Raw genomic sequence first — 20,853 nt, 5'->3', positions numbered from 1 at the left:
TGATCACGTATACGTGATCATTTGGATCCTCGCACCGCAGTCAGGCCTCGACTCAGCTACTCAGCGGGCCACACCGGCGGGCGCTTCTCGTTGAACGCCGCGATGCCCTCCCGGCGGTCCGGTGAGAACGCCGTCGCCCGCCAGGCCGCGTCCTCGATCTCAAGGCCCACCGCGAGATCGACGCCCAGACTGTGCCGCAAGGCCCGCTTGGCGTTGCGGACCCCGACTGGGGAGTTGGCCGCGACCTGGGTCGCGACCTCCATCGCCACGGTCAGCGCGCGTCCGGGCGGCACCAGCCGGTCGACGAACCCGAGGCGGTACGCCTCACTGGCCTCGACCCGGCGCGCGGAGAAGATCAGGTCGGCCGCGCGGGACCAACCGATCCGGCGGACGAGCAACTGGGTGCCGCCTCCGCCGGGTACCAACCCGACGGACACCTCCGGAAGCCCGAACACCGCGGTCTCGTCGGCCACGATCAGGTCGCAGGCCAGGGCCAGCTCAAAGCCGCCGCCAAGCGCGTACCGGTGAACAGCCGCGACCACCGGCACCGGCAGGTCGAGCACACCCCCGAACGCCCGCCGCATCACCGGCCGCTGCCGCCACAGGTCGGCGTCACTGAAGCCGCTGCGTTCCTTCAGGTCGGCACCCACGCAGAACGCCTTCTCAGTGGTGCTCGACATGACGACGGCGCGGACGCGCGGATCGGCGGCCAGGTCGGCGGTTGCCCGCCCGATCGCCTCCGCCTGTGCCGTCGAGATGGCGTTCAGGGCGTCGGGACGGTCAAGAAGGAGTTCTGCCACGTGACCGGCGTCGTCGCGCCGGACCCGAACACCGCCGTACGACGTCTCCGACATGCCCAGCAGCCTAGATGACCCCGCCCGTCGAAGGAGCCAGCCGCGAAGCTCAGCGGCGACGCTCCGGGGTCTCCTCGTCGTCGTCCTCGCGGGCGTACACGAGTTCGGAGATCATCCGCTGGACGTCCTCGACGTGCGGAACGTCGGGCAGGGTCACCTTGCCCTGCTCGCCGGCGGACCAGATGACGAGGGTGCCGCAGCCGAGCAGCCGGTCGATGAGGCCGCGCTCGCTCGAGACGTCGTTGACGCGGGTCAGCGGGATGTCACGACCGGTGCGGGTGATGACGCCCTGGCGGGTGATGAGGCGCCGGTCGGTGACGGCGTAGGTCGAGGCGATCCAGTTGAGGAACGGCCAGACCGAGTAGATCAGGACGGCGAGGCCAGCGAGCACGACGATGCCGAGCTGGACCCACTGTTGGTACTCACCGGCCGGAATCAGCGCCACCAGGACGACCGCCGCCGCGGCAGTACAGAGCAGGAGGAGCACCGGACCGATCATGATCTTCCAGTGGGTCCGCATGCTCATGACGAGCTGCTCGTCCTCGCCGAGCAGCTTGGCCGGAATCCCCATCGGCGCTCCTTGTCCCCGTCTGGTCATACGACAGGCAGATCATGCCGCACGGGAGTTCTTCATCGCACGTGCACCACGTCTCCGGCGCCCAACGGGTGGTCGCCGTCGGCGGCGCGGACGACGAGCCGACCGTCCTCGTCGACGTCGCGGGCGGTGCCGTCGAGCCAGCGGTCGGGCCCGAGCTGCACGCGTACCCGCCGGCCGAGGGTGGCACAGCGGCTGCGGTAGGCACCGCGGAGTCCGCCGCCCGCCCCTGCGTCCGGATCCCCGACGGCCAGGCGCCAGTCCGTGTAGAACGTCTCCAGCGCGCGGACCAGCGAGACGAGCAGGGTGCCGCGGTCGGTGTTCGCCGCACCCGCGATCCGCAGCGACGTGGCGGTCGGGCGCGGCAGCTCCTCCGGCGTCGTCGTGACGTTGAGGCCGATGCCGACGATGGCCGCCGCGCCCTCAGCCGTCTCGACCCGCTCGATGAGGATCCCGCAGAGCTTGCGGTCGTCCAGGAGGACGTCGTTGGGCCACTTCAGGTGCGGGCGCACCCCCGCGACCGCGCTCACCGCCTCGACCACCGCGCAGCCGGTGAGGAGCGGAAGCCACGGCCAGCGCCGGGCGGGTACGCCGGTCGGGCGGAGAAGGAGAGAGAACGTCAGACCCGAGCGGGGCGGGGATGTCCAGCCACGGTCGAGCCGCCCCCTCCCGGCGGTCTGATGCTCCGCCGCGAGGAGGGTCCCCTCAGGAGCGCCCTCGGCGGCCAGGGCCCGCAGGTCGGCGTTCGTCGAGCCGGTCGCGGACACGACGCGCAGGTCGCGGACAAGCCGGCCTGGACCGATGAGCGCCGCCCGGAGACTCTCAGCAGGAAGCGCTGGGCGGTCGAGGTCGACGTACGACGGTGGCATCAAGCCAGGGTATTCCGCGCCGCCGCGCGCCCGCGCATTTGGTGGGTCGGGAGCCATCGGGCTGGGTCGGGGCACCCTTGGCCAATAGAGCCGTACAAGGGTGTCCCCGACCCAACGCTTCACGCTCACGGCGCGGACGCCGAGGCCTCGGCCGCGCGCCTGGCCCTTGGCCGCTCACCTGGACCTCGGCCGGGTACGTCAGGAGAGGAAGATCTCCACGACGGGGACCAGCTCGTTCGGGCGCTGCACCGGCAGCTCCAGGGTGACTGTGCCCTCGGGGATGTTCTTCACGCCGACGTTGCTGTCTGTGGCGACGCCGAAGTACTCCTGGAACCGCACCTCGGACGCGTCGTGCAGCAGCTGCGCGTACTTCACCCGGCCCGCGAGCCCGGGCAGGTGCACGTGCCGGAACGGCCACGCGAACAGATGCAGGTAGAGCCGGTCACCGCGCTGCGTGTAGCGCCCGTCGACCGGCGGGGTGAACTCCGAACGCCCGGCTCCGTAGATCGACCGGCCGTTGCGGCGGGTCCAGCGCCCGATCTCCTCCAGGGTCGCGAGCGCGCGTGCGTCGAACTCACCGCGGCCCGTCGGGCCGACGTTCAACAGCAGGTTTCCGTCCTTGGACACCGAGTCGACGAGCATCCGCACCAGCAGGTCGGGCGACTTCCAGTCGAGGTTGTCCCGGTCATAACCCCAGCTGCCGTTGAGGGTCTGGCACGCCTCCCAGGGCACCTCCTTGCCGTCGATCGTCGGCGCGGTGTGCGGCTGGAACTGTTCGGGCGTGGTGAAGTCGCCCGGGTAGTCGAGCCGGTTGTTGATGAGGGTGTCGGGCTGGAGACCGCGGACCAGCTTGACGAGTTCCTCGGAGTTCCAGTCGTCGCGGCCCTTGCCGGGCAGGCCGTACGCGTCCCGGCCCGGGTAGGAGAAGTCGAACCACATGACGTCGACGTCGCCGTACCGCGTCAGCAGTTCTTCGACCTGGCCGTGGAGGTACGCGCGGTAGATCGCGATGTCCCGCTTGCCCGCCTGGCTGGCGCGGAACTCCTCGTCCTCGATCCGCGGGTGCAGGATGTCGACCGGATAGTGCGGGTGGTGCCAGTCGATCAGGGAGTGGTAGAAGCCGACGCCCAGATCCTCGGCGCGGAACGCGTCGACGAAGGGGCGGAGCAGGTCCCTGCCGGCGGGCGTGTTGGTCGCCTTGTAGTCGGTGAGGTCGGAGTCCCAGAGACAGAAGCCCTCGTGGTGTTTGGTGGTGAGGACGGAGTACTTCATGCCGGCTTCCCGGGCCGCCTTCGCCCACACCCGCGGGTCGTAGAGGTCGGGATCGAAATGCTCGAAGTACGGCTGGTACTTCTCGTCAGTCAGCTGTTCGCGCTTCTTCACCCACTCGTGCCGTGCCGGCAGGGCGTAGAGGCCCCAGTGGACGAACAGCCCGAACCGGCGTTCGCGGAGCTTGTCAAGGGACGCTTGCGGTGCCGACATGGATCGACCTTCCTCCCACACCGGATCAGAGCACCGGATCAGATAGGTCAGATGTCTACCAACCACCATGCTGGCCGGACAAGGGGCCGACCATGACCGGTCCCGGCGAAATGACCACGTATACGTGATCATTCCAGGTCGCACTCGCCACGCCGGCGAACCTGCCAAAGGTCGGATGTCTGGCGCGGGGCTGACCCCCTGCCTGTCAGCCGGTGTTCTGGAGACCGGCCGCGATGCCGTTGACGGTCAGCAGCACCAGCCGGCGCAGTCGCTCCGCATCACCCTCTGACAGGCGTTCGGTCCGCAGCGCACGGAAGGCGCGCAGCTGGAGGTACGACAGTGCGTCGACGTAGGGATTGCGCAGGTCGACCGCACGGCCCAGCACCCGGCGGTGCTCCAGCAACCGCTCGTGACCAGCCACCGCCAGCACCCAGTGGGAGGTGCGGGCATGCTCCTCGAGGACCTGCGCGGCCAGGTCGGGCCGGTTGCCCAGCTCGAGGTACCTCCGCGCGATCCGGGCGTCCGTCTTGGCCAGCGACATCTCCACGTTGTCCAGCGTCACCGCGAACAACGGCCACTGCGCGTACGCCTCCCGCAGCGCGTCGAGGTCACCGACGGCCTCCAGGCCCGAGCCGACCCCGAACCACCCGGTCAGGTTGACCCGCGCCTGCGTCCACGCGAAGACCCACGGGATCGCGCGGAGGTCCTCCAGGGAGGAGATGGCGAGGCCGCGGCGAGCCGGCCGCGACCCGATCGGCAGCTGACCCAGCTCCTCGACCGGCGTGACCCGGGCGAACCAGTCGGCGAACCCCTCGCTGCGGACCAGCCGGTGGTACGCCGTCCGCGCCGCGTCGTCCATCGTGCGGGCCAGGCCAGCGAACCGCTCCGCGGCCCCGGCGATCCGCTTCTCGACTGTCGGCGTGGACGCGAGCAGGGTGGCCGCGGCTACCTGCTCGATGTGCCGCCGGGCGATCGTGGGGTCGCCGTACCGCGCGAAGATCACCTCGCCCTGCTCGGTGAGCTTGAACCGGCCGCTCACCGAGCCCGGCGCCTGCGCGAGCACCGCACGGTTGGCCGGACCGCCACCACGCCCGAGCGCGCCGCCGCGGCCGTGGAAGAGGGTGAGCCTGATCGAGTGCCGGTCGGCCCAGCCGGCGATCGCGGCCTGGGCGTCGTACAACGCGAGCGTCGCCGACAGCGGACCGGCATCCTTCGCGGAGTCGGAGTAGCCGAGCATCACCTCGTAGCGCCGCTCGGTCTCCTCCAGTCGCCGGCGTACCGGCTCTTGCTGGATGGCCTCATCGAGGATCCCGACCGAATGCCGCAGGTCGTCCTCGGTCTCGAAGAGGGGTACGACGTCCAGGCTGATCGGCCGCCCGTCAAGGGCCCGGTCGGCCAGCTCGTAGACCGCCGCCAGGTCCTGCGAGGACTGCGTGAAGGACACGATGTAGCGCCGGCAGGCATCGGGCCCGAACCGCTGCTGGATCTGGGCTATCACCCGGAAGACCGCGAGCACCTCCTCGGTCTCCGGCGAGAGCTCGCCGCCGGTCAGCAGCTCGGCGAGCGCGCGGGCGTGGACCTTCGAATGCTGGCGGACCTCGAGCTCGGCCAGGTGGAACCCGAAGGTCTCGACCTGCCAGATGAGGTGCTGCAGTTCGCCGTACGCCAACCGCCGGGCGCCCGCCGCGGCCAGCGACGACTGCACCGTCCGCAGGTCGGCGAGCAGCTCCCCCGCATTGCCGTAGGCGAAGTCGGCGTTGCGCTGCCGGGTCGCGGACAGCTTGCGGGCGGCGAGGAGCAGGACCTGCCGGTGCGGCTCGCCCGGCGAGCGGCTCGCGACGTCCTCAGAAAGATCGGGATAGGCGGCGCGGGCGTCGGCCAGCAACCGGCGTACGCCCGGATCCGGCGGTGTCGTCTCGGCGTCCGCGGTCAACGCCCGGCCCACCCGCTCGCACACCCGCTCCAGCGCGCGGAGCACGTGGTCGGCCTGGATCGCCATCGCCTTCTGCGTGAAGGCAGCCGTCACGAACGGGTTGCCGTCCCGGTCGCCGCCGATCCACGATCCGAGCCGGACGAACGCCGGCACCTTCGGCGGCTGTGTGCCCGCCTGCTCCCCCGCGATCCGGTCGTCGAGCTGGCGATAGACCTGCGGCAGCACCTGGAACAACGTGTCGTCGAAGACGGTCATCGCCGTCCGCACCTCGTCGAGCGGGCCCGGCTTGGTGGTGCGGATCTGGGATGTACGCCAGAGGAGGTCGATCTCCTCCAGCATGCGGCGGCGGATCTCGGCCCGCTCCCCGGCGCCGAGCCGCGGATCGTCGCGGTCGGCCAGGAGCATCGAGATCCGGCGGATCGCGGACGCCACGGCCCGGCGGCGGGCCTCGGTGGGGTGCGCGGTCAGCACCGGCCGGAACTCGAGTCCGGACAGCAGTGTGAGCGCCTGGTCCTCGCCGTACTGAGCCGTCACCTCCGCCACCGCGGCGGCGACGGAGTCACGGACCGGCGCATCGGCGGTGTCGTAGTCGCGCAGGGCCCGGACCCGGTGGTACTCCTCCGCGAGGTTTGTGAGGTGGAAGTAGCAGGTGAAGGCGCGGGCGACGTTCTCGGCGCGCTCGACGTCCCAGTCGGACACGAGGCGTTCGCTGGCCTCGGCCGCCTCCTCCGCCCGGACGGGATCATCATGGTGGGCGGCGATCGTGAGCTCACGGAGCCGTTCGACGTCGTCGAGGAGCGCCAGCCCGCCGTACTCCTTGAGCACAGTGCCGAGCAGCTCGCCCAACAGCCGGACGTCGGCCCGCAGCGGTGCCGGGACCTCGAAGCGAGCAAGCGCGCGCGTTGGCTGGGTGGTGGGCATGTTCGCAAGCGTAGTCCGCCCACCTCTCCGACGGCCGTCCCGCGGGGTCGTGGCGGACGGCCAACAGGTGAAGCGCGCGCGAACCCGACCGGGCCCGGACACGGTCATCGTGAAACCGCGGGGCGGGCGAGGGCCCGCCCTCCGCGGTTGCCGTGCGCGCAGCCGGAAAGACTCGGCGGAGTAGGCTCGCTGGCCGCAGCGACAGTTGGGGAGGACGCACGATGGGAGCCGGGCAACCTGAGGTTGCGCAAGGCAGCGCGAACGGCGCGGCGGGGTCGAACGCCACCGATATCCACACCACCGCGGGCAAGCTCGCCGATCTCGAACGCCGCCTCCACGAGGCCGTGCACGCTGGCTCCGCCCGGGCGATCGAGAAGCAGCACGCGCGCGGCAAGCTGACCGCCCGCGAGCGGATCGAGTTGCTGCTGGACGAGGGGTCCTTCGTCGAGCTGGACGAGTTCGCCCGGCACCGGTCCACCAACTTCGGCCTGGAGCACAACCGCCCCTACGGCGACGGTGTCGTCGCGGGGTTCGGCACCGTGAGTGGCCGGCAGATCTGCGTGTTCAGCCAGGACTTCACCGTGTTCGGCGGCAGCCTCGGCGAGGTGTACGGCGAAAAGATCGTCAAGATCATGGACCTCGCCCTCAAGACCGGGTGCCCCATCGTCGGGATCAACGAAGGCAGCGGCGCCCGTATCCAGGAGGGCGTGGCCTCGCTCGGCCTCTACGGCGAGATCTTCCGGCGCAACATCCTCGCCTCCGGTGTCGTCCCGCAGATCTCGCTGATCATGGGCACCTGCGCCGGCGGTCACGTCTACTCCCCCGCCCTCACCGACATCACGGTGATGGTCGACCAGACCTCGCACATGTTCATCACTGGCCCGGGCGTCATCAAGACGGTCACTGGTGAGGACGTGTCGTTCGAGGATCTCGGTGGTGCTCTCGCCCACAACACCAAGAGCGGCAACGCGCACTACATGGCGAGCAACGAACAGGACGCGATCGACTGGGTCAAGGCGCTCCTTTCGTATCTCCCACAGAACAACCTCGAAGAACCCCCGGCGTACGACGAAGAGCCGGACCTGTCGATCACCGACGAAGACCGCGAACTCGACACGCTGATTCCCGATTCGGCGAACCAGCCGTACGACATGCACACGGTGATCGAGCACATCCTCGACGACGGTGAGTTCCTCGAGGTGCACCCGCTGTTCGCGCCCAACATCGTGTGCGGCTTCGGGCGGGTCGACGGGCACAGCGTCGGCGTGGTGGGCAACCAGCCGTTGCAGTTCGCGGGCTGCCTGGACATCGACGCGTCCGAGAAGGCCGCACGCTTCGTGCGTACCTGCGACGCATTCAATATCCCGATCCTGACGTTCGTCGACGTACCCGGATTCCTGCCCGGCACCGACCAGGAGTGGAACGGCATCATCCGGCGCGGCGCCAAACTCATCTACGCGTACGCCGAGGCGACCGTCCCGCTGGTGACAGTGATTACTCGCAAGGCCTACGGCGGCGCGTACGACGTCATGGGGTCGAAGCACCTCGGCGCCGACATCAACCTGGCCTGGCCCACCGCGCAGATCGCGGTCATGGGTGCGCAGGGTGCGGTCGAAATCCTGTACCGCAAGGAGTTGGCGAAGGCGGAGAACGCCGAGGAGCTGCGGGCGAGGTTCGTGCAGGAATACGAAGACACCCTCGCGAATCCTTATGTGGCGGCCGAGCGAGGATATGTCGACGCGGTGATCCACCCAAATGAGACGCGGGTGGAGGTTGTCCGGGCGCTGCGGTTGCTACGGAACAAGCGCGAAACCCTGCCGCCTCGCAAGCACGGCAACATCCCGCTCTGACCCTTGCGGCGGTAGCGCTCTTGCAGCCGCGAAGTTGATCAACGGTGGCGAATTCGGACCCGCTCCGCTGCCGATGCCCCAATTGCGGACCGTTGATCAACTACCCTTCCTGGGTTGGCTGGCGGGAGCGAAATCAGGGGTTTCAAGCCAGTGCCTCTGCCTTGCCGCTCATGCCGCGCTCGTCCATCACGTACACCAGCCCCCATGGGTCCGTGCGCTGGGGACCTAGCATGGCAGGGGCGGAGGACGGCCAGTAGCGAAGCCACGGCCGGTCCCCACCTCCATGATCGCGATCACGAGCACAGGAAGGGCGCGCGGATGGCGAGCGACGACAAGCCGTCGAGCGGCACGGAGCCCGGCGCAGAGACGGCCGTCGCCGACCAGCCGCTGCTGCGGGTCGTGAAGGGCAACCCGACGCCGGAGGAGTTCGCCGCTCTGGTGGCCGTGGTCTCAGCCAGGCTTCGTGGTGCGGAGTCCGCCCAGCCTCAGCAGGGCCGGCCGCGAAGCCAACCCGGCTGGGCGGCGTACTGGCGGCGTACCCGTACTCCCCTCCGCCCTAGCCCCGGCGCTTGGCGCGCCAGCGCATTGCCCCGGTAAGGGGACTTCCGTTAATTAGCTGCTCGTTCCCCCGGCGATTCATTCAGGTGGGTGAGGCTACGTCATCCAGCGTTGTCGGTGCCGGGAGGCATGGTCCCGGTCGTGATCTTTCCGAAGCAGAGTGCGCCGCGATTTGGGCCTGGTCGTTTGGTGGTCGATGGCCTGGACGCAACCGTGTGTCGGAAGGCGACCTTCGCGTTTGACCCGGCGCCGGCGCAAGAGCGGGGGTTGCAGGCGCTGCTGGGCGCGTGTTGTGAGGTGTACAACGCTGGGTTGCAGGAACGCCGAGACGCCTGGCGACGCGCCAACAAGAGCGTGTCGCTGTTCGATCAGTTCACTCAGATCAAAGGGTTGCGTGGGGTACGCGATGACGTTCTCGCGTGGGGGATCCAGCCGATCCGTGGGGCGTTGCGGCGGTTGGATGAGGCGTTCGCCGGGTTCTACCGCCGCATCAAGGCGGGGCAGACGCCCGGTTACCCACGGTTCAAGTCCCATCGCCGGTTCCACACCGTCTGCTGGGACGAACCCACATCGTGGAAGGTCGACACCGATCAGCGCAGGTTACGCATTCAGGGTGTCGGCACGATGCGGCTGCCCAAATCCGCTAGGCGCCAACTCGCACGCCTCGCCGATAGTGGTGGTGTTCCGGTGACGCTGAGCGTGACACGCCAGCGTGCCGGCGGCACCAGCGAGCATCCAAAGTGGGTGTGGCGGGCCAGCGTCGGGTTCAAAGACGTCGCACCGGTCCGCGTCACTCCGCAGCTAAGTGACGGGTTGGAGCCGGCCGGCGGACGGCTGGTGGGTGCTGATCGTGGTGTGACGGTGACGTTGGCCACCTCCCAAGGCCAACTACATGTGATGCCGGGCTGGATGCGGAACGCCCGAGAAAGGATCGTCGGGCTGCAACAGCAGCAGGCCTCGACGGTGAAGTATTCGCGGTCCTGGCGCACCCTCAGCACCAGAATCGCCCGGGAGCACCGCAAGGTCGCCCAGCGCACCGACAACTGGGCCAGACAAACCGCTCGGGATCTCGTCGCCGGTGCCGAGGTAGTCGCGTTGGAGAACCTCCACCTGCAGGCGATGACCCGGTCGGCGAAAGGCACCATCGACAATCCGGGCCGGAACGTGGCCGCGAAGTCCGGGTTGAACCGCGCGAGATGCTGGGACGGCTGGCGACATGGGTGTGCGTCAAAGCGGAAGAAGCTGGACGCCGCACCTGGCTGGTCGACCCCGCGCACACCTCCCAGCAATGCGCCCGCTGCGGCCACACCGACAAGAACATCCGGCAGAGCCGAGACGTGTTCGTGTGCCAGCGCTGCGGGCATACCGCGCACGCAGACCTCAACGCCGCCGCCAACATCGCCGACCGAGGCCGAGCCTGCGAAACCGCCTGGCGACAAGCCGGCACACCACCACTACCACGACGCACGCCACGCCTACGTCGACGACGAACCCAAACAGCACGGCACGGGCTAGCGCCCACTTGAACCGGCACGGCACGGCACGACCGGGGCCGGGTCGGCTCCGGGGCCGCCACGTCGGCGGCCGAACGCAGGATTAACCAGTTTATTCCCGCACAGACCCTAACGATCCCACCTCGGTCTCGTTCCCAGGCCTCCTTATTCGAGTGACAGGCCTGACCGAGGCCCTAGGCTGTGGGCCCATGGGGCGGACGAACGAGATCGCAGATCGGTACGTTGAGGAGTACGCGGCGGTCGATCCCGTCACCGCGACGTACGCGGGGATCGCTGGCCACGACGACCAGCTCACTGACTACTCTCCCGACGGGTTCGCCGGCCGGGCTGAGCTGGCTCGCCGCACGCTGGCCGCCCTCGACGCCGACACTCCCGACTCCGAACGCGAACGCGTCGCCGCCGAGGCCATGCGGGAGCGGATCGGTCTCGAGCTGGAGATGTACGACGCGGGACTCTCCACGAGTGACCTGAACGTCGTCGCCAGTCCGCAGCAGGAGCTGCGTGGCGTGTTCGACCTCATGCCCACCGAGACGCCCGAGGACTGGCGGGCGATCGCTCAGCGGTTGGCTGGGCTCCCCGAGGCGCTCGCCGGTTACCGGCGTACCCTCGCGCAGGCGGCCGACGACGGCCGGGTGGCTGCCCGCCGGCAGGTCGAGGCCTGTGCCGACCAGTGCCGATCCTGGCTGCCACCCGACAACGACTTCTTCGGCGTACTCATCGCGCAAGCAACAGTTGACGGATCCACCGCGGGCAGCGCCGGCCTGGTCGCGGACCTTGACCGTGGAGCGGAGGCGGCCCGCCAGGCCGTCGCTGCGTTCGAACGCTTCCTGCGCCAGGATCTCGCACCGAAGGCCCGCGAAACCGACGGTGTCGGCCGTGCGCACTACTCGCTCACCTCCCGGCATTTCCTCGGCGCCGCGATCGACCTTGAGGAAACGTACGCCTGGGGTTGGGACGAGCTGGCGCGGATCGAGCGGGAGATGACGCAGCTCGCGGCACGGATCGTGCCGGGCGGCAGTGTCGAGGATGCGGTGGCGGCTCTCGACGCTGATCCCGCCCGCAAGATCCCTGACAAGGACAGCTTTCGGGCCTGGATGCAGGAGCTTGCCGACCGCACCGTGGAGGAGATGGCCGGCGTACATTTCGACATCCCCGACGAGATCCGCCGCATTGAGTGCCGGATCGCGCCGACCAATGAGGGCGCGATCTATTACACCGGCCCGAGTGAGGACTTCACCCGGCCGGGCCGGATGTGGTGGTCGGTGCCGAAGGGTGTGACGTCGTTCTCCACCTGGCGGGAGGTGACGACGGTCTACCACGAGGGAGTGCCGGGGCATCACCTGCAGGTCGGACAGACCGCGGTACGCAAGGATTCGCTCAACCGCTGGCAACGCATGCTCTGCTGGGTGTCAGGTCATGGCGAAGGCTGGGCGTTGTACGCCGAACGCCTGATGGACGAGCTCGGCTACCTCGACGACCCGGGCGCCAAGCTTGGCATGCTGGACGCGCAGGCGTTCCGGGCGGCGCGGGTGATCGTCGACATCGGAATGCACCTCGGTCTCACCGTTCCGTCGAACGCCGACGGCTGGCGGGTGGGCGAACGCTGGAACCCCCAACTCGGGCTTGAGTTCCTGCTCGCTCACTCGCGTATCGACGAGGAGTTCCTGCGCTTCGAGCTCAACCGGTATCTCGGCTGGCCGGGGCAGGCTCCGTCGTACAAGGTGGGCGAGCGTATCTGGCTGGCCGCCCGGGATGACGCCAAAGCGCGGAAGGGCGCGGCCTTCGACCTGAAGGAATTCCACCGGGCTGCCCTCGACCTGGGCGCGCTGGGCCTCGACCCACTCCGCCAGGCCCTCGCCCGGCTCTGAGTAGAGTCCCGCCGCGGGGACGTCGGCGCAGAAACAGTGGAGCATTTCAGGTGCTCCGCGCCGGGAAAGCTCCACTGCCTCTGCGCTGCCCCGGGCTTCACCGCGTGAGAGCAAGCTGGTTGATCCTGACGTGAGTCAGCGACGTCACGCGCCAAATCCTCACCATGCAATATGAATTCAGCCTGCTTCGTGGGAAGTTGCCACGCGAGGCCCCGCGCATGGACGAAGTTGATCAACGGTCCGCAAATCGGGCACCCCCCACGGTGGGTGTCCGGATTCGGGACCGCTGATCAACTTCGCGCCAACAACTCCAGAAGCCGCGCCCCGGAAGATGGCCTTTGAATAAGCGTGCAGATAAAGCGCCACAGGGCAGCTGGTCACCATTCGGCGAGGGAGCCGTCATCACGCCGGAAGGTCGGTGTACGCCACCGGTGTCCCACCTCGGCGGCCCGCTCAACTTCCTTCTCATCGACCTGGATGCCAAGGCCCGGCAGGGTAGGCCGCGCGACATAACCGTCGGAGAAGCCGAAGACCGACTTGTCCACCAGGTAATCAAGCAGATCCGAACCCTCGTTGTAATGGATGCCGAGGCTCTGCTCCTGGATCAACGCGTTGGGGCTCGCGAAGTCCACCTGCAACGACGCGGCCAGGGCGATCGGCCCGAGCGGGCAGTGCGGCGCCAGCGCGACGTCGTACGCCTCGGCCATCGACGCGATCCGGCGTACCTCCGAGATCCCACCGGCGTGCGAAAGGTCAGGTTGCGCGATCGCCACACCGGCACCAAGGATCTTCTTGAAGTCCCAACGAGAAAAGAGCCGCTCGCCCGTCGCAATAGGAATGGACGTCGACGCGCAGATCTCCCCGATGTGCTCGCTCATCTCGGGGACCAACGGCTCCTCGACAAAGAACGGTAGGTACGGCTCCAGCAAGGGCAACGTCCGCCGGGCCATCGCGATCGTGAACCGGCCATGGAAGTCGATCGCGATGTCGAACTCCGGCCCGCAGGCTTCCCGGATCGCCGCCACCCGGTCGGCCAGGGCAAGCGACTGCGCCGCGGTGTCGACCCGCCGCATCTCACCGCCGCCGTTCATCTTGATCGCGGTGAAACCCTGCTCCTTCATCTTCACCGCGGCCTCGGCCACCTCGGCCGGACGGTCGCCGCCGATCCAGCCGTATACCCGCATCCGGTCACGCACGTGACCGCCGAGCAGTTGGTAGACAGGGACGTCGAACGCCTTCCCGGCGATGTCCCACAGAGCCTGGTCGATACCCGCGACCGCGCTGGAGAACACCGGCCCGCCGCGATAGAAGGCGCCCTTGGTGAGCACCTGCCAGTGCTCCTCGATCCGTAGCGGATCCTGGCCAACGAGATAGTCGGCCATCTCCTCCACCGCCGCGGCGACCGTGTGGGCGCGACCCTCCACGATCGGCTCGCCCCAGCCGGTGATGCCCTCGTCGGTGTCGATCCGGAGGAAACACCACCGGGGTGGTACGAGGTACGTCGTCAGCCGAGCGATCTTCACCAAGGCTCCCCTCTCACGCTGCCCGGATCGAAGGTACCGGAAAAGCCGCACCCCGCAGACACGACCGACCGCAGACGACCGTCCCAGGCGACCACTCTGGCCAGCGCGGAAGGAGCTAAGGTCGACACTGCGGTTGGTTCGCCCGGCCGGTGTCGGCCAGGCGAGGCAAGAGGGAACCCGGTGCGAACCCGGGACTGCCCCGCAGCGGTAAGTGGGAACGACCGCCGTAACACCGCACTGGGCGGCATCATCAGCCGCCTGGGAAGCGACGGCCAGTAGGAAGCACGCTGATCCCGGCACCATCGATCGGCGCCGCACCCGCCCACGAGTCCGAAGACCTGCCAACCGCCCGCACGCCATCCGGCGTGCGGTGGTCCGTGGCCTCGCGGGAAGGACACCGGGCGTACGCCGACGGGCGGGCGATCAAAGCGCCGTCCCCGAACGTTCGCTCTACCCTCCAGACCGCACCGCCACGGGTCTCACCCTGAGTTCACGAGGGAAGGACTCCATGGCAGCAGTGCGTACGACCGTCCTCGGCTATCCCCGCATCGGCGCGCATCGGGAGCTCAAGCGGGCGACCGAGGCGTTCTGGTCGGGCCGGACCGACGCCGCCGGCCTCGAAGCGGCCGCGGCGCGGATCCGCCGGGACACCTGGGAGACGCTCCGCGACGCGGGGCTCGACGACATTCCATCCAACACGTTCTCGCTCTATGACCATGTGCTCGACCAGGCGGTCCTGGTCGGCGCAGTGCCGGAACGCTTCGCGGGTCTGGACGGACTCGAACGGTACTTCGCGATGGCGCGCGGTGCCGCGGAGACGCCGCCGCTGGAGATGACCAAGTGGTTCGACACCAACTACCACTATCTGGTCCCCGAACTCGCCCCCGACACCGTGTTCCAGCTCGACCGTCGCCAGCTCAAGCCGGTCAAGGAGTTCCGTGAAGCCGCGGCCGCGGGCATCCAGACCCGGCCGGTCCTGCTCGGGCCACTGAGCTTCCTCCTCCTGGCCAAGCCGGCGGCGGGGGCGCCGAAGGAGTTCCGGCCGCTCGACCTGCTGCCGCGGCTGGTGGAGGTGTACGCCGAACTCCTGGGCGAACTCGCGGCGGCGGGCGCCGCCTGGGTGCAGCTCGAGGAGCCGGTCCTGGCCGCCGACCGTACTCCCGAGGAGCTGGCCGCTCTCCGCACGGCGTACGACCATCTCGGCGCGCTCGCGCTCGACCGCCGGCCCAAGCTGGTCGTGACGGCCTACTTCGGCCCGATCGGCGAGGCGTTGCCGGTGCTCGGGCGGACGCCGATCGAGGGCATCGGGCTCGACCTCGTGGCCGGTGCCGCCGACATCGACCAACTCGTTCGCGCGGGCCTTGCCCACAAGGCGCTCTTCGCGGGGCTCGTCGACGGCCGCAACGTCTGGCGGACCGACCTCCCGCGCGCCCTGGCGACGGCCGCGTCCCTCCTCGGGTCCGTCCGCGAGTTGGTGGTGGGCACATCGTGTTCGCTGCTGCACGTCCCGCTGGACCTCGACCTGGAGGAGAACCTCCCCGCGTCACTGCGCGGACGGCTGGCCTTCGCGCGGCAGAAGGTCGACGAGGTGGTGTTGATCGGAAGAGCGCTGCGGGACGGACGGGACTCAGTCGCCCGCGAACTCACCGAGGCCGACGCCGCCCTTACCACGCGGGCACCAGGCGTCGTCGACGCCCGGGTGCGTGCCCGGCTCGCCGCGCTCGGCGACGGAACCCCTCGCGGTGACTACGAGGCGCGCGCCGCCCTCCACCGCGGGAGCGCCGACGTACCCCTCCTGCCGACCACGACGATCGGTTCGTTCCCGCAGACGAAGGAGATCAGGACCGCGCGGGCCGACCTCCGGGCGGGCCGGATCGACGAGCCGGCGTACACCGCGCGGATGCGCACCGAGATCGACAAGGTGATCGCGCTGCAGGAGGACATCGGCCTTGACGTCCTCGTGCACGGCGAGCCGGAACGCAACGACATGGTGCAGTACTTCGCCGAACGCCTGGCGGGGTACGCGAGCACCGACCACGGCTGGGTGCAGTCGTACGGCAGCCGCTACGTCCGGCCGCCGATCTTGTACGGCGACGTGTCGCGGCCGGTGCCCATGACCGTGGAGTGGACGACGTACGCCCAGTCCCGGACCACCCGCCCCGTCAAGGGAATGTTGACAGGGCCCGTGACCATGCTCGCCTGGTCCTTCGTGCGTGCCGACCAACCACTCGCCGAGACGGCGCGACAGGTCGCGCTCGCCCTACGCGATGAGATCCGCGACCTCGAGGCCGCGGGCATCCGCTACGTCCAGGTCGACGAACCCGCACTACGCGAACTCCTCCCGCTCCGGGCCGCCGACCAGCCGGCGTACATCCGGTGGGCGGTCGCGGCGTTCCGCTTGGCGACGTCGGGAGCCGCCGACAGTACGCAGATCCATTCCCACATGTGCTACTCGGAGTTCGGCGACATCGTCGACACGATCGACGCGCTGGACGCCGACGTGACGAGCGTGGAGGCGGCGCGGTCGCGGATGGAACTCGTCGGTGACCTGGCGCGGGCGGGCTACCACCGGGGCATCGGCCCGGGTGTGTACGACATCCACTCCCCGCGCGTCCCGAGCGTCGCCGAAATCGAGGAGGCGCTGCGGCTCGCGCTCGCCGCGGTGGAGCCCAGCCGGCTGTGGGTCAACCCGGACTGTGGTCTGAAGACCCGCGGTTACGCCGAGGTCGAGCCGGCCCTGCGGAACCTGGTGGAGGCGACGCGGCGGGTACGCGCGAGTCTGCCGGGCTGAGCCGGGGCGGCGTTCCCTTCCCGTGGGGGATGCCGCGCGGCCGCACCGTTTCGAGTCGGGGGCACCCTTGGCCAATAGAGCCGTACAAGGGTGCCCCCCCCGACCCAACGTAGACCGGCCGGGCTGGGTCAGCGGTCGCAGCCGCCCTCGCCGTCCGGCCGGACGTGCGGGCGGGCCACGTCGATCGTTCCCTTGTACGCGTACGGATCCGTACCGGCCACCATCACGATGTCGCGGTAGTCCCACTTCGCGACGTGCGTGTCGTCCGGCACGCGGTGCCAGGGCAACAGCGACTCCGCGCTCATGTAGTGGTTGGTGAGGGCCCGGCGGAACCCATGCCTGCCCGAGTTCGGTAGCGACCGGTGCAGCAGGTAGCCGTTGAAGATCACCGCTGCTCCGGCCGGGATCTCGACCGGCACCGCGTCCTCGTCACGGTGGGGGAAGTCGAACGCCTCCACCGTGCAGTCGAACCGCTCGTCGTCCTGCTCCCGGTCGGGATAGATCACGCCGCGCTTGTGCGAACCAGGAAGCACCCAGAGGCAGCCGTTCTCGACGGTGGCGTCATCGAGGGCGATCCAGGTCGCCGTGAGGGAGCGGTCTCTGGTCGGGATGAAGAACTCGTCCTGGTGCCAGGCCTGCCCGGGCTTACCTTCGGACTTCATGAAGATCATCGACTGCATGCACTTGACGTTCGGACCGATCACCTTCGTCAGGGCCTCGACGATCCTGGGATGGGCGAGGGAACGCCCGATCAGCTTCGACACCTTGTGCGGCATGTGAATGCACAGGTAGCGGCGCATGACCTCCTCGTCGGAGCCGTCGAGGTCGGCCTGGAACTCCCCACCGACCTCCCCCAACTCGCCGCGGCACAGTCGGGCCGCCTCGGCGTTGGTCGCCGCGACCTCCGCCGGGGAGTACGCGTTCGCGAGGACGGCGTACCCATCCTCGCGAACCTGCTCGATCAACGCATCCGACACGGTCTCGTGAAGGATCACCGATCCCGTGGGGCGTACCTCCGCCGTTGCCGAAGACATGGCTCACTCCCTCTCTGAAGGACCTCTGCTCCCTGAAGGACCCTTGTGACCGGCGTTCCTGTCCCCATCAAGGATCGCCTCCCGGCAACGGGAAGGGCCATGCCCAGAGTGCGCCACAACCTGGCTGTTCGTGACCTGCCGACTCGGCGCCGCTCAGACCCCCGCGCGCCGGGACGCGTAGGTGCGGGCGAGCGCGAACGTCCGCCCGGCGACGTCGCGGATGCTGCTCCGGTCGAAACCGTGCAGGCCACTGCGCAAGGTGTCGGCGAACGGCGACGTCCAGTGCCGCGAGATGCCGCCCCGACCGGCGAACGCACCGGCGACCGAGCCGACTGTCGCGCCGTTCGAGTCGGTGTCAAGACCAGCTTGCACGGTCAGCCCGATCGCGCTGGAGTAGTCGTCCTCGGCGTACAGGAGGCCAAGGACGCAGGCCGCGGCGTTGTTGATGGTGTGTACCCAGTGGTAGTGGCCGTAGCGTTCCTGTAGCCGTGTGAGCGCGTCGTCCCAGCTGGTCCTGGCGTCGCGGACCTCCACCGCCCAGCGCAGCGCTTCAGCGAGTCGGGACCGTCGGGGCACGTGGTTGAGGGACTCCTCCACCGCCTCCCGCAACGAGCCCGCGGTGAACGCCGCGGCGACGAGCGCGGCCGCCCACATCTCGCCGTAGATGCCGTTGCCCACGTGCGAGAGGGCTGCGTCCTGATAAGCGAGCAGTGCGGCGTCGCGTGGCCGCCCGGCGCAGACGTACCCGAAGATGTCGCCGCGGATCTGCGCCCCGATCCACTCGCGGTAGGGGTTGTCCACCACCGCCGTGCGTACGGGCTCGATGCCGTTGACCAGGTTGCGGTAGGTGACCCGCTCGGCGGTGTAGGTGAGGTGGTACGGCAGGCGCAGCAGCCACTCCCCGGCGACGTCCGCCGCGGTGTAGTCGAGGCCCTTGCTCTCCAGGATGTGCAGGCCGAGGAGGGTGTAGTCGAGGTCGTCGTCGCGCGGCGTGTAGGTGATCCGGCCCTTGGTCGTCTCGTTCCAGCAGGCGTTGAGAACGAAGCCCTCGGGCATCGGGTCGAGCCGGCGGATGTAGTCCGTGATCGGGTAGTTGCCGGACATCTCGAGATAGGAACGAAGGTGTTCGTGGGTCCAGTGCGGGCCGTTCTCCACCGGCTTGCCGAGGCAGTTGCCAGCGCAGCGGCCAAGCCACGCGGCCTCGATCCGGTCGCGGAGCTCGGCCGCGCCGAGTGGCCGCTCGAAGCCCGTGGATGCTGGAAGCTCGGCTTCGATCTCGGGAAGCGAGGAGGGCTCGACGTAAGGCCAGTCGGGCGAGCGCGGCAGGTCGGCCAGCTGATCGAGGAGCTCACGCGCGCTGCTCGGATTCACCTGCGTCGGTGGACCGTCGAGCTGCGCTTCCACCGCCGACACGTCGTAGCCAGACTCGCGCCGCTGCGCGAGCTCATGCACGAGAACGGCCGGAAGGTCGGAAAACTCCATCGCNACGGATCTCCTCACAGGTCTGGGGTGGAGATAGCGTCGCCCCAATCGACACGATCAGCCACCGAGGCATCACGGAAAGTTTCCTAGCGACACTACCCAGTCGGTCTCGCGACCTTACGCGACACCGCCGACACAGTGCCCAAGCGCGTTCGACTCCTCGCTCGCCGAGCCACGCCGTGCCCAAGCGCGTTCGACTCCTCGTTCACTTCGCGGGCGGCTCGCTTCGCATCGCCAACCACTCCACTCTCGCTCGCCGAGCCACGCCGTGCCCATGGGCGTACGGCTCCGTGCCGCGCGAAGTGTCGATGGCTCTCGTAGGATGCGCCCGTGAGCGATGCTGTGCAAGCACGACGGTTGATCCTGGCCTCCGGATCCCCGGCCCGCCTCTCGACGCTCCGTGCCGCCGGTATCGAACCCGAGGTCATCGTGTCCGGCGTCGACGAGGACGGCGTGGACACCGACACGCCCTCCGACCACGCCCTGATCCTCGCCCGCCGCAAGGCGTTGGCCGTCGCTCGCACCGTCACCGGAGCACCCGCGCTGGTCCTCGGGTGCGACTCGATCCTCGAGCTCGACGGCGAGATCTACGGCAAGCCGGCCTCCCCCGCCGAGGCGTGCACGCGGTGGCGACGGATGCAGGCCCGCACCGGCATCCTCCACACCGGGCACTGCGTCATCGAGACCGACACCGGCCGGACCTCCGAGGCGACCGCGGCCACCACGGTCCACTTCGCCGCGGTGTCTGACGAGGAGATCGAGGCGTACGTCGCCACCGGTGAGCCCCTCAACGTGGCCGGCGCATTCACCGTCGACGGGCTCGGCGGGCCGTTCGTCGAAAGTGTTGAGGGCGACTACCACAACGTCGTAGGACTCTCGCTCCCGCTGCTGCGCCGACTGCTCGCCGACCTCGGCGTCTTCTGGCCCGACCTGTGGAACCGCCCCACCTGAACCCGTCGGCATTCGGCTCTCGTGGCGTGCCAGGTTCTGGCCTTGGCGCGGGGCGTCTCACATTGTGTACGCCTTATCCGGTACGAGGCAGGGCATGTTCCCACCAGGCAAGGCAAATTTGCCTAGTGGGGTGGGGAATTGCCGCGTGAGGCCTGCCAAAGGGTGTACACAATGTGAGACAGAAGCCCGGCCTCTCACTATCCAATACAACCGGGTGTACGCCATTCGAGACAGCCGCACCTCACGCGGCATCTCCCCACGAAGCACGCTCAATTCGGCTTGCCTGGTGACGACTCGGCGCACGAGAACCCGAACTGGTCTGACATCGGCTGTACCTCAGTAAGACCGTGAAAACTCCAGGGGGTCATAGAGCCTGTCGCGTAACTCGTGGCGGGTCGAGTTGGGACGTGTTCGCTGGTTGCGTTGTGTAGTGGCGCGGGTGCGTTTTGTGGGTGTGGTGGGTGTGTGGGCATGGTGGAGGGCCCGTGCCGGTGTGGTCCGGGGCGGGCCGGGGTTGAGGTGTGGGGCCTGTTCTGTTAGCTGCCGCGGGTTTTTGTGCGGCGGCGGTGTTGGATGAGTTTGGCGAGGTTGTGGGTGACGGCCCAGATGTGGAGTTCGGTTTCGACGT

Annotated in this window: 14 protein-coding genes, 1 pseudogene and 1 riboswitch; of the genes and pseudogenes, 7 read left to right on the top strand and 8 right to left on the bottom strand. The window is 68.9% G+C overall.

The window, feature by feature from the left end:
- Positions 1-56: 56 nt before the first annotated feature.
- The 5 genes from B141_RS0119415 to B141_RS0119395 all read right to left on the bottom strand — a co-directional run bounded on the left by B141_RS0119415 (position 57) and on the right by B141_RS0119395 (position 6,654).
- Entirely contained in the window at positions 57-854 is a 798-nt protein-coding gene (locus tag B141_RS0119415) for an enoyl-CoA hydratase/isomerase family protein (RefSeq protein WP_020576848.1), read from the bottom strand.
- A gap of 49 nt (positions 855-903) precedes the next feature.
- The gene (locus B141_RS0119410) at positions 904-1,425 is read right to left on the bottom strand and encodes a PH domain-containing protein (RefSeq protein ID WP_020576847.1); all 522 of its coding nucleotides are present in this window, start codon (positions 1,423-1,425) and stop codon (positions 904-906) included.
- A gap of 59 nt (positions 1,426-1,484) precedes the next feature.
- On the bottom strand, positions 1,485-2,318 hold the full coding sequence (locus tag B141_RS0119405) for a biotin--[acetyl-CoA-carboxylase] ligase (protein ID WP_020576846.1): 834 nt from the start codon (positions 2,316-2,318) through the stop codon (positions 1,485-1,487).
- A 198-nt stretch (positions 2,319-2,516) separates the two neighbouring features.
- Positions 2,517-3,800, bottom strand: coding sequence for an alpha-L-fucosidase (locus tag B141_RS0119400; protein WP_020576845.1), 1,284 nt, complete (start codon positions 3,798-3,800; stop codon positions 2,517-2,519).
- Between the two features lie 205 nt (positions 3,801-4,005).
- Complete coding sequence (locus B141_RS0119395; RefSeq protein WP_020576844.1) at positions 4,006-6,654, bottom strand: phosphoenolpyruvate carboxylase; 2,649 nt, start codon at positions 6,652-6,654, stop codon at positions 4,006-4,008.
- A gap of 221 nt (positions 6,655-6,875) precedes the next feature.
- Between B141_RS0119395 and B141_RS0119390 the strand changes: the two genes are divergently transcribed.
- The 5 genes and pseudogenes from B141_RS0119390 to B141_RS0119375 all read left to right on the top strand — a co-directional run bounded on the left by B141_RS0119390 (position 6,876) and on the right by B141_RS0119375 (position 12,444).
- On the top strand, positions 6,876-8,504 hold the full coding sequence (locus B141_RS0119390) for an acyl-CoA carboxylase subunit beta (protein ID WP_020576843.1): 1,629 nt from the start codon (positions 6,876-6,878) through the stop codon (positions 8,502-8,504).
- 318 nt (positions 8,505-8,822) lie between these two features.
- Positions 8,823-9,101, top strand: coding sequence for an acyl-CoA carboxylase subunit epsilon (locus B141_RS0119385; RefSeq protein ID WP_020576842.1), 279 nt, complete (start codon positions 8,823-8,825; stop codon positions 9,099-9,101).
- 90 nt (positions 9,102-9,191) lie between these two features.
- Positions 9,192-10,181, top strand: a pseudogene (locus B141_RS0119380) (RNA-guided endonuclease InsQ/TnpB family protein); the annotation flags it as partial.
- A 77-nt stretch (positions 10,182-10,258) separates the two neighbouring features.
- Positions 10,259-10,588: a zinc ribbon domain-containing protein gene (locus B141_RS52865; RefSeq protein ID WP_420313598.1), complete on the top strand. Its 330-nt coding sequence runs from the start codon at positions 10,259-10,261 to the stop codon at positions 10,586-10,588.
- A gap of 176 nt (positions 10,589-10,764) precedes the next feature.
- On the top strand, positions 10,765-12,444 hold the full coding sequence (locus B141_RS0119375) for a DUF885 domain-containing protein (RefSeq protein ID WP_020576841.1): 1,680 nt from the start codon (positions 10,765-10,767) through the stop codon (positions 12,442-12,444).
- Between the two features lie 377 nt (positions 12,445-12,821).
- On the opposite strand, the gene dgoD is transcribed toward B141_RS0119375, so the two are convergent.
- On the bottom strand, positions 12,822-13,967 hold the full coding sequence (dgoD, locus tag B141_RS0119370; RefSeq protein ID WP_020576840.1) for a galactonate dehydratase: 1,146 nt from the start codon (positions 13,965-13,967) through the stop codon (positions 12,822-12,824).
- Between the two features lie 117 nt (positions 13,968-14,084).
- A riboswitch (cobalamin riboswitch) is annotated at positions 14,085-14,327 on the top strand.
- A gap of 148 nt (positions 14,328-14,475) precedes the next feature.
- Here dgoD and metE point away from each other — a divergent pair.
- A complete protein-coding gene (metE, locus tag B141_RS0119365; RefSeq protein ID WP_040421802.1) occupies positions 14,476-16,758 on the top strand; it encodes a 5-methyltetrahydropteroyltriglutamate--homocysteine S-methyltransferase in 2,283 nt (760 codons plus the stop codon).
- 128 nt (positions 16,759-16,886) lie between these two features.
- On the opposite strand, the gene B141_RS0119360 is transcribed toward metE, so the two are convergent.
- Positions 16,887-17,792 carry a phytanoyl-CoA dioxygenase family protein gene (locus tag B141_RS0119360; protein WP_020576838.1) on the bottom strand — a complete coding sequence of 302 codons (906 nt, stop codon included), beginning with the start codon at positions 17,790-17,792 and terminating at the stop codon, positions 16,887-16,889.
- A gap of 153 nt (positions 17,793-17,945) precedes the next feature.
- The gene (locus B141_RS41560) at positions 17,946-19,274 is read right to left on the bottom strand and encodes an ADP-ribosylglycohydrolase family protein (protein WP_020576837.1); all 1,329 of its coding nucleotides are present in this window, start codon (positions 19,272-19,274) and stop codon (positions 17,946-17,948) included.
- Positions 19,275-19,604: 330 nt separating this feature from the next.
- Between B141_RS41560 and B141_RS0119350 the strand changes: the two genes are divergently transcribed.
- Complete coding sequence (locus B141_RS0119350; protein ID WP_020576836.1) at positions 19,605-20,225, top strand: Maf family protein; 621 nt, start codon at positions 19,605-19,607, stop codon at positions 20,223-20,225.
- Positions 20,226-20,853 lie beyond the last annotated feature (628 nt).

It is taken from the genome of Actinopolymorpha alba DSM 45243 (assembly GCF_000373925.1).
Taxonomy (GTDB): domain Bacteria; phylum Actinomycetota; class Actinomycetes; order Propionibacteriales; family Actinopolymorphaceae; genus Actinopolymorpha; species Actinopolymorpha alba.
This window is presented reverse-complemented; position numbering and strand designations above follow the sequence as displayed.